Origin of the sequence: Stenotrophomonas sp. SKA14 (genome assembly GCF_000158575.1) — a bacterium.
Lineage (GTDB): Bacteria > Pseudomonadota > Gammaproteobacteria > Xanthomonadales > Xanthomonadaceae > Stenotrophomonas > Stenotrophomonas forensis.
On record NZ_DS999412.1, the window covers coordinates 3,146,750 to 3,159,693 of the forward strand.

A 12,944-nucleotide genomic window follows, 5' to 3' on the forward strand; every position below is an offset into this window, starting at 1 on the left:
ACCTCCGACAGTCTGCTGGCACGTCCAGTAGATCCACGCCATGCGTGGATGAATTGCGTCTGAGAGATGAATTCTCTCCGGTCGATGAATTCCCTGTAGAGCCGAGCCATGCTCGGCTCCGAGCAAGCGCAGCGAAGCGACCCGCTTTTTGCTTTTCCTTCTTCACTCCGTGGCTGGCCGCACGCCGGAACCTGTCCGTGGCCGGTCGGGTGGGCTGCGCAGGGGTGTCCGCGGCATGGATGCCGCGGCCAAGCCCCCAAGGACGGGTTCACGGCGTCCCCTGCGCAGCCCACCCGACCGGCCAACCCACGGAATCTGCTTCTGAGAGCAGCCGCGAGGGGCTCAGCCGTTGGCCGAATCCAGTAAAATCTCCGGCATGAACGCCCCCACCTTCCCGTACGACACCGCGCGCCTGAGCGAACTGGCCCAGCTGCTGATCGACAACGTCCGCGAACTGGCCCACGCCGGCTGGACCCCGGCCACCAGCAGCAACTTCTCCCACCGCCTGGATGACCGCCACGCCGCGATCACCGTGTCGGGCAAGGACAAGGGCCGCCTGATCGAGGACGACATCATGGTGGTGGACTTCGACGGCAAGGCCGTCGGCCGCCCGCTGCGCCCATCGGCCGAAACCCTGCTGCACACCCAGCTCTACCGCCGCTTCCCGGAGATCGGCTGCGTCCTGCACACCCATTCGCCCGTGCAGACTATCGCCTCGCGCCTGTATGCGCCGCAGGGCCACGTGCACCTGGAAGGCTACGAGCTGCTGAAGGCCTTCGCCGGCAACAGCACCCATGAAATGGCCGTGGACGTGCCGGTATTCGCCAACACCCAGGACATGAATGTGCTCTCGAAACAGGTCGACGACCTGCTGGACCGGCAGAACCTGTGGGGTTACCTGATCGACGGCCACGGCCTGTATGCCTGGGGTCGCGACATGGCCGAGGCGCGCCGCCACCTGGAAGCGTTCGAGTTCCTGTTCCACTGCGAGCTGGAACTGCGCAAGCTGCGCGGCTGAACCCGCGTGCAGGTGCAGATGCCGATCCGGAATCTGCACCTCGCCCCCACCCTGCTACCCTGTCTTCCCCCCGAGACGTTCAAGCTGCCGCCATGAGCCGACTGCGCATCTACGACGACACCCGCCCCGAATCGCCACTGCTGGACAGCCAGGACGGCGCGATCATCGCTGCCGAACTGCAGAAGATCGGTGTCACCTTCGAGCGCTGGCAGGCCACCGCGCCGGTCGCTCCGGGTGCCAGCCAGGATGAAGTGTTCGCCGCCTACCGCGCCGACATCGACCGCCTGGTCGCAGAGCGCGGCTTCAAGAGCGTGGACGTGGCCTCGATCGCCCCGGACAACCCGAACCGGGCGGAACTGCGCAAGAAGTTCCTCGACGAACACTTCCACAAGGAAGACGAGGTGCGCTTCTTCGTGGCCGGCTCGGGCCTGTTCACCCTGCACGTAGGTGACAAGGTCTACGAGATCGAGTGCGTGAAGGACGACCTGATCGCCGTACCCGATGGCACCACCCACTGGTTCGACATGGGCGATGAGCCGAGCTTCGTGGCCATCCGCTTCTTCACCGAGCCGGATGGCTGGGTCGGGCACTTCACCGGCACCGACATCGCGCAGAAGTTCCCCCGTTACGTACCCACCCAGGCGTCCTGATCCATGCAGCCCCGCGTCATCCTGACCGACATCGAAGGCACCACCAGCAGCATCTCGTTCGTCAAGAACGTGCTGTTCCCATACGCCCGCAAGGCCTTGCCCGCGTTCGTGGCCGAGCATGGCCAGCAGCCGGAGGTTCGCCGCTGGCTGGATGCGGTGGCCACCGAGATCGGCGGCGCCTGCCAGGACAGTCTGGTGGCCGAATCGCTGCAGGGCTGGATCGACCAGGACCGCAAACACACCGCGCTGAAGGCGCTGCAAGGCATGATCTGGGACGAAGGCTACCGCCGCGGCGACTACACCGCGCACTTCTACCCGGAAGTGGCGCCGGTGCTGAAGGGCTGGCACGCGTCCGGCCTGCCGCTGTACGTGTACTCCTCCGGCTCGGTACCGGCACAGAAACTGTTCTTCGGCTTCAGCGATGCCGGTGACCTCAGCCCGCTGGTGTCGGGCTGGTTCGACACCGAGGTGGGCGGCAAGCGTGAGGCCGACAGCTATCGCCACATCCAGCAGGCGATCGGCGTGCCGGCGGGTGAGATCCTGTTTCTGTCCGACGTGGTCGAAGAACTCGACGCCGCCCGCGAAGCAGGCCTGCAGACCCGCCTGATCGACCGCCTGGACGACTACCCGCTGCCGCGCACCGGCCAGGCCGCCAACGGCCACGAGCGGGTCGAGAACTTCCAGCAGATCCAGCTGTAATCAACCGGTGGATGCCAACCTTGGTTGGCATGTTCCGGGTGTGCCAACCAAGGTTGGCACCTACCAAAGCGGCGAGGTTGGCGTCGTGCAAGGCGGGATGCACCGCCCTCAACGATCGTTGAGGGTCCTTACCTTCAGCGCTTCGCGCAGGGCAGCCAGATCCACTGGGCCGCGTACGGCGATATCGCGGGTTTCCCCCGGCAACAGGTCCAGCAGGTTGTCTTCGACCTGCACGTCCAGCGCACCGAAGTCGATCCACGCCGCCCGTACATACATCGCGCTCTCCAGCCGCAGGCGATAGTGGTCGCCCTCGATGCTCAGGGCGGCCTTGAGCTTCTGTCGCGGCAACTGCTGGTCCCTGGCTTCGACGAAGCCAACCACCTGCCGCGCACTCACCCTGCCGTCCTGCAGCAGCTCGAACACCGCGACCGTCCGCTTCGGATCGGCGCCAGCCAGCAGCTCGGCATCGCTGTAGGTGCCGATGTCGGTGACGCCGGCAGCAGCCATGGTTACCGCCTGCTCGCGACGGCGCAGCACCTTGCCGTCCACGTCCATCACCCGCAGCCGCCAGCGCGCATCCAGCGCGGCGCCATCATTGAGCAACCGCACCCGCGTACGGCCCTCGTCGCGCAGCGCGGCCACGGTCACCGGCGCGAAGAAGCGCCGCGCGGCGAAATGCAGCGCCTTCCAGCGGCCGAAGTAGTCCACGCTTGACCACGAAGCCCCCGGCCAGACATCGTTGAGCTGCCAGTACAGCGAACCCATCGTGTACGGCCGCGAGGCGCGATGATGCAGTGCCGCCAGTGCAATGCCATCGGCCTGCATCACCTGGCTCAGGTAGACGAAATCCTCGAAGTCCTTCGGTGTGCCGTAGCCCAGTTCGACGTAGTGCAGCAGGCGGCTGTTGCCCTCGCCGGCCATGAATTTCTGGTGCGCGCGGATCACCGGGCTGTCGATGCGCTGCTCGGCGCGGGTGGCGATCTGGTCCACCGTCGCCACCGACGGCCACGCCTGCAGCCCGTACTCGGACATGAAGCGTGGGGTCTCGCGCAGGTAGGCCTGCACCGGCAGCGCCGGATTGCCCCAGACCTGCCAGTAATGCTTGTCGCCGCGGGTCGAATCGTTGGCCTTCTCGTCCAGATCGTTGCTGGGCGAGCTGGACCAGTACGGCACCCCCAGGCCGTCCTCACCCACCACCTGGCGCAGGTCGTTGCCGAACAGGTCGACATAGCCCTGCCAGACCTTCGCAGCAAATGCCGGGTCGGCCGCCTTCAGATCACGGCCATGGCCCCAGTCCTTCCACGCGGTCTCTTCTTCGTTGTTGCCACACCACAGCACGATGCTGGGGTGATGCCGCAGGCGGCGCACGTTGTCACGGGCTTCGGCGACCACACTGGCACGGAACGCCGGATCGTAGCCCGGCTGCATGCCACCGCCGAACATGAAGTCCTGCCAGATCAGCAGGCCCAGTTCATCGGCGATGTCGAAGAACGCATCATCCTCGTAATAACCGCCGCCCCAGTTGCGCAACATGTTCATGTTGGCATCGCGCGCTGCGGTCAGCACCTGCCGCAGTCGCGCCGCATCAACGCGTGCGGGGAATGCGTCGAACGGAATCACGTTGGCACCCTTGGCAAAGATCGGCACGCCATTGATGACGAAAGCGAAGCCCTGCCCGCCCTTGCCGTCTTCTTCGCGGCGCAGTTCGACCGTGCGCAGGCCGATGCGCTGCTCGCGCGCCAGTTCTGCAGTGCTGCCGTCGTCAAGGCGCGCCTGCACGGTGTAACGATCCTGCGCACCATGACCCACCGGCCACCAGCGCTGCGGCTTGGTCAGCTCAACCGGCAGCTCAACGATGTTCTGGCCGGGCTTCAGCAGCACCGTGCGTTGCACCTGGCCCACGTTGCGGCCCTGCGGATCGCGCACCTCCACATGCACCACGGCCGAGCCCGGCAGTGCCCCCTGCTCCACCTGCAGCAGCACCGCCAGCTTCGCCTGCTGGGCGTCCAGTGCATCGGTTCGCACGGCCAGATCGGTCAGGCGGTGCGCATCCCAGGCCTGCAGGTCGACGCCACGCCAGACCCCGGCGGTGACATAACGCGGGCCCCAGTCCCAGCCGAAGTGGTAGGCCGGCTTGCGCGCGAAGTTGCCGACCATCGCGTCCTTCGGCTCATCACCATAGGGCGACGGATAGTTGCCAGCGATCTTGTGCGGCATGGCCTGTACGCCCGGCAGCAGCGTGCGGATCGGCGAACGGAACACGATCTGCAGCTCATTGCCCTTGGCCCGCAGCCGGCCCTCCACGCGCGCGCGCCAGGTGCGATGCGCATTGTCCGCGCGCAGCAGCGGTTTGCCGTTGAGGCTGACCTCGGCATAGGTGTCCAGCCCATCGAAGCGCAGCTCGGCATTGGGCTTGGCCAGCGTCGCCGCATCCACGTCGAAACGGGCGCGGTACTCCCAGTCGGCCAGGCCGATCCATTGCAGCTCGGCCTCGGCTGCACCGACGTAGGGATCACGGATCAACCCGTGTGCGAGCAGGTCGGTGTGCACGCTGCCCGGCACCGTGGCCCCGCGCCACTGCTGCAGGCCCGGATGGGCGGCCCCCTGGGCGTTGCCGGGCAGCATGCGGAACTCCCACTGCGCCTGCAGCGGGGCTGCGGTCGCCGGGAACACGGAGGCTGCAATCAGCAGCAGGAGCAGACGGACAACGAAGGAAAGGCGATGCACGTGATGCTCCTGTTCTGCCGCCGGGCGTAGCCCGGCGCTACCGATTCCAGTTCAGCGCGCCTCAGCGCACGACGTTCAACACTTCGTAGCAGGCACCCATGGTGTGGTAATCCACCTTGCCGGCCGGGCTCTTCTCGTCGCTGTACTTGTGGTTGTCGGCATCGAGGATGCGGAACCACGCGCCGTACCGGTGGTCGACGAAGTGCTCCCACGAATACGCCCAGAGGCGGTCGTACCACTGCCAGTAGCGGTCATCGCCGGTGCGCCTGGCCATCAGTGCGGCGGTGGCCAGCGTTTCGGCCTGCACCCAGAAGTATTTGTCGTCATCGCAGACGAAGCTGTCGCCACCGATCGGTGCGCCGTCCATGCCCGGCTGCCGGCGCGATTCCGGTGCGAAGCCGTAGTACAGGCCACCGCGGGCGTCGTCCCAGCTGCGCGCCACGGCCACGTCGAACAGGTGCTGCGCGGTCGGCACCAGCCAGTCGGCCTGCACGTGGCGATCGAGGATCAGCAGCAGCTTGGCCCACTCGGTCTGGTGACCCGGCTGGAAGCCCCACGGGCGGAACAGGTGCTTGGGGTCGTCCAGGTTGTAGTCCCAGTCGATTTCCCAGTTGGAATCGTAGTGCTCCCACACCAGTCCACCGGCCTTGGCGGCCTGGCGGCGGGTCATGTTGTCGGCCAGCTGCAGCGCCCGCTCGACGTAGCGCTGCTCGCCACTGGCCTCGAATGCGGCCAGCATCGCCTCGCACATGTGCATGTTGGCGTTCTGGCCGCGATAGCCGGTGAAGTTCCACTGGCCATCAGCTTCGTCCTTGTACAGGCCGTGCTGCGGCTCCCAGAAGCGTGCTTCCAGCAGCTGCCAGGTCTCGTCCATCCACGCGCGGGCCTGATCGATGCCGGCCTTCAGCGCGCAGCTGTAGGCCAGCAGTACGAACGCCACGCCGTAGCAGTGGTTCATGTCGTCCTCGACCTTGCCATCGCGCAGGGTCCAGGCATAGCCGCCGGTGGCCGGGTTGCGGTGCACCTCGCGCAGGTAGCGCACGCCGTGCTCGACCGCCTCGCGGTATTCGGCATTGCCGAACTCGCGGTAGGCCATCGCATAGTTGAAGACGAATCGGGTGCTGCTGACCAGGTGGCGATGGCTGGCATCGTAGATGCTGCCGTCATCACGGAAGTAGTGGAAGAAGCCGCCGTTCGGATCGATGCAGCGCGGGTGGTAGAACGCCATCGTGTCGGCAATGTGCGCACGCAGGAACGTGGGCGAACGGAAATCGGGCGAGGTGCTCATGCGGTAATGTCCTGGGCCTGCAGCAGCTGCTGCACTTCATCAAGTGAGGGCATCGCGGCAAACGCGCCTTTGCGGGTAACCGCCAGTGCGCCGACGGCGGCACCAAAGCGCAGCGTGGCGGTGATCGCCTCCGGGTCCTGGCAGAACGCGGCAAAGCCTGCGCCCGCGCCGCCCCGTTCCAGCAGGCCGACCAGTACGCCACCGACGAAGGCATCGCCGGCCGCCGTGGTATCGACCGTGGGCACGCGGAAGCTGGTGACCGTGCCGTGGTTGTCGCGGGTATACCAGTGCAGCGTGGCTGCACCATCGGTAACGATCACCCAGCGTGCCTGCGCGGCCAGCAGGCGCTTCAGCACCACCGCCTCGCCGTCGGCACCCAGCGGTGCCGCCAGGTAGTCCAGTTCCTCGCGCGACAGCTTGACCAGGTCGGCGCGCTCCAGTGCCTGCCACAGGCGCGGCGTCGGATCGACGTCGGCAGGCCACAGTGCCGGACGCAGATTCAGATCGAGGCTGACCACCGCACCGGCCGCACGGGCACGGTCCATGCCGGCGAAGGTCGCCTCGGCGATGGCCGGCTCGGTCAGGCTGTTGGAGCAGACGTGGAAGCACTGTGCGCTGTCGAGGCATGCGTCCTGGAAGTCGCTGTCACGGAACAGCAGGTCTGCCGCCGGCGGGCGGTAGAAACTGAAGCTGCGCTCACCCGTGGCGTCCAGCGCAACAAAGGCCAGCGCGGTCTTTGCCGCGTCGGTACGCACGATGTAATCCGTGCCGACGCCGTGCTCGACCAGGCTGTCGGCCAGGAAGTCGCCGAACATGTCGCGGCCGAGCATGCCGACGAACTGGGTCTTCGCACCCAGCCGCGCGGCGGCCACGGCGACGTTGGCCGGCGCACCGCCGGCGTACTGCAGGAACGCGCGCGGGGTATCGGCCGAGGCCGGCGGCTGCGCTAGTAGATCGATCAAAATTTCGCCGAAGCAAACGATGGCACCCATTCCGGACTCAGCCTCCCTGCGTTGCGGAGGCCGGCGTACGCGCGCCGACCAGTCCGTAGAAAATGATGTAGCCGTAGCACAGCAGCGGCAGGATGAAGCTGGCCTGCACACCGATGTGATCGGCCAGCACGCCCTGCAGGTACGGCACCACGGCACCACCGACGATGGCCATGATCAGCAGGCTGGAGCCCTTGTTGGTCAGCGGGCCGAGGCGCTCGATGCTCAGCGCGAAGATGGTCGGGAACATGATCGAGTTGAACAGGCCGATCGCCACCACCGAATACAGCGCGACATTGCCGGAGCTCAGCATGGTCGTGACCAGCAGCCCCACGTTGACCAGCGCGAAGATCGCCAGCAGGCGGCTGGGCGAGAAGCGCGCCAGCAGCGCCGAACCGGCGAAGCGGCCGATCATCGCCATCGTCCAGTAGGCCGACACGTAGTGCGTGGCCTGCTGCTCGCTGAAGCCGCCGATGTTCGGCATCGACAGGTAGTTGACCAGGAAGCTGCCGATCGACACTTCGGCACCCACGTAGAAGAAGATGCCCAGCACGCCCAGCAACAGGTGGCGCTTGCGCAGCGCATCCAGGTAGCTGTGGTGGTGGCCCTGGTCGGCCTGCTCGGTGGCATCGCTCAACGCCGGCAGTCGGAACAGGAACACGAACAGCGCCAGCAGCACCAGCGCCACCGCCAGGCCCACGTACGGGCCCTGCACGGCCTGCGCCTCGGCGGCACGGTAGGCCAGCTGCTCGGCGGCCGGCAGTGCCGCGATGTCATCGGCGCTCTTCACCGTGTTGGACAGGATCAGCATGCCGCCGAAGATCGGCGCGATGGCCGTGCCCAACGAGTTCAGCGCCTGCGCCAGGGTCAGGCGGCTGGAGCTGGTCTGTTCCGGGCCCAGCAGCGCGACATAGGGGTTGGCGGCGACCTGCAGCACGGTGATGCCGCTGGCCAGCACGAACAGCGCGCCGAGGAAGGCGCCATACACGCGCAGCTCGGCGGCCGGCCAGAAGCCCAGCGCGCCGATGCCGGCGATCACCAGGCCGGCCACGATGCCCTTCTTGTAACCCAGCGCGGCGACCAACCGGCCCGCCGGCAGCGACATCAGGAAGTAGGTGCCGAAGAAGGTGAACTGCACCAGCATCGCCTTGGCGTAGTTCAGCTCGAACACTGCCTTCAGGTGCGGAATCAGGATGTCATTGAGGCAGGTCAGGAAGCCCCACATGAAGAAGATCGTGGTGACCACGGCCAGCGCCTTGCCGTTGGTGACGGCGGGTGCGTTGCCCGAAGAACCCGATGGACGGGGCGTTGCGGAGATCGGCATGCGGTACGCGCCTCGATGCGCGGAAGGTCGTTGTTGCGTGGAAGGGGGCAGGAAAGGAATCAGTTCGGCCTTGCGGCGCTGCTTTCACGGATGCGCAGCTGCACCGGCGCGACCGTGCGCCGCGGTGGCGCATCCGGTTCGTCCAGCCGCTGCAGCAGCAGCGCCGCGGCCTGGCGACCGCGCTCGCGCGGGTCGGCCGTCAGCGTGGTCAGCGGCGGCACCGCCACCGACGCCTCGGAAATATCATCGAAACCGGTAACGGCGAAGTCACCGCCCGGACGGATGCCGCGCGAGTTCAGGCCCAGCATCAGGCCCAGCGCCACGGTGTCGTTGTAGCAGACCGCCGCACTGGGACGATGGCCATCGGCAAACAGCTCATCGGTGCGCGCCGCGGCTTCCAGGCGGTTCGGTGCCGACTCGATCATCCAGCCCGGCGGCAGCGACAGACCGGCCTCGGCCAGCGCCTGCTGGAAACCGGCGCGGCGCTGATGGCATGAACTGGAGGCGGCATGGCCACCAAAGAACGCGATCTGGCGATGGCCGCGCTCGATCAGGTGGCGCGTGGCCAGATAGGCGCCGTGCTGGTTGTCCAGGGTCAGGAAGTCCCAGTCGGCACCTTCCAGTTCGCGGTTGAACAGCAGCACGTTGGCGTTGGCACCCAATGCCTGCCGAAGCTGCGTGGTATCGCTGCCTTCGGCCGGCGACAGGATCAGGCCGGCCGGGGTGTGCTCCATCAGTGTGGACAGCACCGCCTGCTGGCGCTCCGGCGATTCACCGGTACTGCCGAGCAGGGTCACGTAACCGCGTCCACCCAGCGCCTCGTCCACGCCGGAGGCAAACTCCGCGAAGAACGGGTTGGACAGATCGTTGATCACCAGCGCGATGCTCGACGAGGTGCGACGGCGCAGGTTGGCCGCCGCGCGGTTGTAGACATAGCGCTGGCGGCGCAGTTCGGCCTCGACCTTGGCCCGGGTATCGACGTTGACCAGCGGGCTGCCGCGCAGCACCAGCGACACGGTGGCCCGCGACACGCCGATGGCACGCGCGATGTCGGTCACCGTCACCGCCTTGCCGGCGCGCTTGCTGGAACTGCTGCCGTTGTCGTTCATCGTCTTCCCGGACTCCGCTGGAGGCTCAAGCCTAATGGATCAGGGCCGTGTCGTGCCGTGCCGTTCGCTGGGTCACCGCGAACGGCACAGTCCGGCTCAGCGCAGCTGGCTGCCCGGTGCCGCGCACCAGGACACCGGCAGGTCCTTCACCGCCGTGCCCCAGCCCTGCTCCGGCGCCTTCGCGTCCAGCGCGAACTGCAGGCGCGGGCCCTGCTGCAGGCGGCTCCAGTCCAGCCAGACCGGCGCATGCGCCTGGCCATCGACCTTCACGCCCTGCACGTACTGCAGGCGCCGGCCATCCGCACCCGGCGCGTCGATGCGCAGGGTACGGCCATTGCCCATGTCCACTTCCACCTTGCTGAAGCGCGGGGTGTGCAGCAGGAACTGGCCGCTGCCCGGCACCGCCGGGTACACGCCGATGGCACTGAACAGGTACCAGGCCGACATCGTGCCGAGGTCATCGTTGCCGGTCACGCCGTTCGGCGCATTGGTGAACAGCTGCTGCGCGGCGCGCACCACCGCCGCGGTCTTCCACGGCTGGCCGATCAGCGTGTACAGCCACGGCGAATGCAGGTCCGGCTCGTTGTTCGGGTTGTAGCGGAACTGGTTGTAGTAGCTGTACGGCCCGACCACCCACTCCTTGCGGGCGGCATTGAGCGGATCGGCCTGCAGCGCGTCCATCGCGAAGAACGCGTCGAGGCGGCGGCCGGCCTGCTCGCGGCCGTCCATCGCTTCGACCAGGCCCGGCACGTCCTGCTGCGCCAGCCACTGGTACTGCCATGCCGTACCTTCATGGAAGCCGTGGTGCGAACGCGGGCTGTAGTGGCCATCGGCCGGCGTGTACCACTGGCCATCCTCGGTGCGCGGGCGCGGGAAGCCGGTGAAACCGGTCTCGGCATCACGCACCTGCGGGTCCCACACCTTGCGCCAGTTGCGGCCGCGCTCACGCAGCGTCGCCGCGTCCTGCGCATGGCCGAGGCCATCAGCCATCTGCGAGAGCGCGCAGTCGGCCAGCGCATACTCCAGCGTTGCCGAGCCGCCGTGATGCGGATCAACGTCCATGCCCTTGGACGGGAACGCGCGGTCGTAGACCACGTAGCCTTTGTCCAGGTAGGTCGGGTTGCCGGAGCGGCCGGCCATGCGCGAGTTCAGCGGCGGCGTGCCAAACGCATTGCGGCGCAGCGCATCCCACGCCTGCGATTCACGGCCCCTGAGCGCGCCGAAGCGCCACAGGTCGACCATGAACGGCGTGACCGGGTCGCCGGTCATGATGTTGGTCTCGAAGTTGGCATAGCCCCAGCGCGGCAGCCAGCCACCCTGCTCATCGATTGCCAGCAGGGTGCGGCCGATATCGCGTGCCACGTCCGGGCGGGTCAGTGCCAGCCACTGGTTCTGCGCACGGTAGGTATCCCACAGCGAGAAGTACTCGTAGTAGGTCCAGCCATCGGCGCGATGGATGCCATCGTCATAGCCACGGTAGCGGCCGTCGGCATCGTTGCCGGTCATCGGCTGCAGCAGCGCGTGGTAGACCGCGCTGTAGAACACGGCGCGGTCGTCAGCATTGCCGCCCTGCACGCGCACCCGGCCCAGCTGCTCGCGCCACGCCTGCTGCGACAGCGCGCGCATGCGGTCGAAACCGAGCAGCACCCCACCCTGCATGCCGTCGGCGCGCAGGTTGATGCGCGCGCCCTCGGCGTCCACGTGCGAGATCGCACTGACTGCGGTCACCGACTGGCCCTTGGCCAGGTCGAAGCTGAGCCAGGCACCATTCGGCTTCTGCTCGCCTTCCATGCTGTGGCGCGCACCCGGCAGGCCACCGCCCTCGCCCCAGGTGCCATGCGCCTTGAACGGGCGGTCGAACTCGATGCGGAACCAGGTGGTGTACTGATGGCCACCACAGAAACTCTTGGTGACCAGCTTGCCTTCGACCACGCGGTCGCCCACCACATCAACCACGCTGCCGATCACCGAATGGCGCTCGTTGGCCTGGCCGACGTTGACCAGCACGTGGCCCTCGCCCTGGCGCTGGCTGAAGGTATAGCGTTCGGCAGCGGCACGGGTGCGTGCGGTGGTCTCGGCATCGATGCCGCCGTAACTGGTCAGGCGCACCTTGTAGTAGCCGGCCTGGCCGATCTCGCCGTCGTGGGTATAGGACGCGGCGTAGGCCTTGTGGTCGAACTGCTTGGGGTTGGCGGTATCGAAATCGCCACCGGGGCCGATCGAGCCGGTCACCGGCAGCACCGACACCTGCCCGCCCTGCTCCCAGCAGCCGGCGCCTGAGATGAACGAGTGGCCGAAGCCGCGGATCTTGTCATCGTCATAGCGCCAGCCGGAATAGTGGCTGCCGATCGGGCTGACCTGGATCAGGCCGAACGGCGCCGACGCGCCCGGGAACGTGTTGCCGTCGTCCTTGCTGCCGATGAAGGTATTGACCTCGCGTTCCAGCGCCACCGGCGCGGCCTGCAACAGCATCGGCGTGGCCGACAGGGCGAGCAGGCAGGCCAGGCGCACCAGCGGGCGCGAAGACGATGGGACGGCGGGAGCGGACGGCACTGGACGCATGTCGGGTTCCTGTAGTCGATGACACGGAGGCAGACGGCGCGGGCCGTCCGGCACCGTTCCACCGAGCTCCGCCCTTGACCGGCAGACAGCTTCCCCTGGAATGACGCGCGACCCGTTGAACCGTGAATTTAGATCGATTCAAGTAGAGCATGCCGATTCCGCCGAATGCATTCTGCGCCGCAGCATGAGAGGGGGTGTTCGGCAGGGCTGCCGCCCTGCACCTGCCGAAGTGCACGCCTTCCGCCCGCGCTCGTCGTTCAACCGTCGCGGCCGGGTGGGGGGCGGCCTGGGATACGGTATGACGGTCTACACCGAGCCGTATGACCAGCTCGATCTGAACGTGGCCTACAACCTGACTCCGGACTGGACCCTGACCGCATCGGTGATCAATGCCACCAAGTCCGAGCAGCGCGTGCACCTGGGCAACGACAGCAAGGCCCGCCTGATCTCCAACACCTACGCAGGCCGCCAGCTCTACTTCGGCGCCACCTGGAAGTTCTAAGGCCACACCGGGTTGCCCGGGCCTGCCCCGGCACAATCCACGCCCCGCTCCGGCGGGGACGTTCCTCCACGGCAGC

10 protein-coding genes are annotated in these 12,944 nt (G+C 67.2%); 4 read left to right on the plus strand and 6 right to left on the minus strand.

The features are described from left to right. The first annotated feature begins 376 nt into the window (after positions 1–376). The 3 genes from SSKA14_RS14170 (at position 377) to mtnC (ending at position 2,367) form a co-directional block, all read left to right on the plus strand. Entirely contained in the window at positions 377–1,018 is a 642-nt protein-coding gene (locus SSKA14_RS14170; RefSeq protein WP_008267983.1) for a methylthioribulose 1-phosphate dehydratase, read from the plus strand. A 92-nt stretch (positions 1,019–1,110) separates the two neighbouring features. Continuing rightward, positions 1,111–1,668, plus strand: coding sequence for an acireductone dioxygenase (locus SSKA14_RS14175; protein WP_008264891.1), 558 nt, complete (start codon positions 1,111–1,113; stop codon positions 1,666–1,668). Between the two features lie 3 nt (positions 1,669–1,671). Beyond that, positions 1,672–2,367 (plus strand): acireductone synthase, encoded by a 696-nt coding sequence (gene mtnC, locus SSKA14_RS14180; RefSeq protein ID WP_008268027.1) that lies wholly within the window; start codon positions 1,672–1,674, stop codon positions 2,365–2,367. 108 nt (positions 2,368–2,475) lie between these two features. Here mtnC and SSKA14_RS14185 read toward each other — a convergent pair whose 3' ends face one another. From SSKA14_RS14185 to SSKA14_RS14210, 6 genes are all read right to left on the minus strand, one after another. Continuing rightward, positions 2,476–5,094: a glycoside hydrolase family 2 protein gene (locus tag SSKA14_RS14185; protein WP_008264589.1), complete on the minus strand. Its 2,619-nt coding sequence runs from the start codon at positions 5,092–5,094 to the stop codon at positions 2,476–2,478. Positions 5,095–5,155: 61 nt separating this feature from the next. Continuing rightward, positions 5,156–6,382: an AGE family epimerase/isomerase gene (locus tag SSKA14_RS14190; RefSeq protein ID WP_008265210.1), complete on the minus strand. Its 1,227-nt coding sequence runs from the start codon at positions 6,380–6,382 to the stop codon at positions 5,156–5,158. Next, on the minus strand, positions 6,379–7,374 hold the full coding sequence (locus tag SSKA14_RS14195; RefSeq protein WP_008267508.1) for a carbohydrate kinase: 996 nt from the start codon (positions 7,372–7,374) through the stop codon (positions 6,379–6,381). Before SSKA14_RS14195 ends, SSKA14_RS14190 begins: the two co-directional genes overlap by 4 nt. Positions 7,375–7,381: 7 nt before the next feature. Beyond that, positions 7,382–8,695 carry an L-fucose:H+ symporter permease gene (gene fucP, locus SSKA14_RS14200; RefSeq protein WP_008265126.1) on the minus strand — a complete coding sequence of 438 codons (1,314 nt, stop codon included), beginning with the start codon at positions 8,693–8,695 and terminating at the stop codon, positions 7,382–7,384. Positions 8,696–8,754: 59 nt separating this feature from the next. Then, complete coding sequence (locus tag SSKA14_RS14205) at positions 8,755–9,804, minus strand: LacI family DNA-binding transcriptional regulator (RefSeq protein ID WP_008265359.1); 1,050 nt, start codon at positions 9,802–9,804, stop codon at positions 8,755–8,757. Positions 9,805–9,900: 96 nt separating this feature from the next. Beyond that, positions 9,901–12,366, minus strand: coding sequence for a GH92 family glycosyl hydrolase (locus SSKA14_RS14210; protein ID WP_040007852.1), 2,466 nt, complete (start codon positions 12,364–12,366; stop codon positions 9,901–9,903). 298 nt (positions 12,367–12,664) lie between these two features. On the opposite strand from SSKA14_RS14210, the gene SSKA14_RS14215 reads away from it, so the two are divergent. Beyond that, entirely contained in the window at positions 12,665–12,868 is a 204-nt protein-coding gene (locus tag SSKA14_RS14215) for a TonB-dependent receptor (RefSeq protein WP_008264850.1), read from the plus strand. Positions 12,869–12,944 lie beyond the last annotated feature (76 nt).

Excerpts from the sequence above, each read along its gene's own strand:
- SSKA14_RS14170 (WP_008267983.1), top strand. The coding sequence starts at position 377 with ATGAACGCCCCCACCTTCCCGTACGACACCGCGCGCCTGAGCGAACTG.
- SSKA14_RS14175 (WP_008264891.1), top strand. The coding sequence starts at position 1,111 with ATGAGCCGACTGCGCATCTACGACGACACCCGCCCCGAATCGCCACTG.
- mtnC (WP_008268027.1), top strand. The coding sequence starts at position 1,672 with ATGCAGCCCCGCGTCATCCTGACCGACATCGAAGGCACCACCAGCAGC.
- SSKA14_RS14190 (WP_008265210.1), bottom strand. The coding sequence starts at position 6,382 with ATGAGCACCTCGCCCGATTTCCGTTCGCCCACGTTCCTGCGTGCGCAC.
- SSKA14_RS14195 (WP_008267508.1), bottom strand. The coding sequence starts at position 7,374 with ATGGGTGCCATCGTTTGCTTCGGCGAAATTTTGATCGATCTACTAGCG.
- fucP (WP_008265126.1), bottom strand. The coding sequence starts at position 8,695 with ATGCCGATCTCCGCAACGCCCCGTCCATCGGGTTCTTCGGGCAACGCA.
- SSKA14_RS14205 (WP_008265359.1), bottom strand. The coding sequence starts at position 9,804 with ATGAACGACAACGGCAGCAGTTCCAGCAAGCGCGCCGGCAAGGCGGTG.
- SSKA14_RS14210 (WP_040007852.1), bottom strand. The coding sequence starts at position 12,366 with ATGCGTCCAGTGCCGTCCGCTCCCGCCGTCCCATCGTCTTCGCGCCCG.
- SSKA14_RS14215 (WP_008264850.1), top strand. The coding sequence starts at position 12,665 with ATGACGGTCTACACCGAGCCGTATGACCAGCTCGATCTGAACGTGGCC.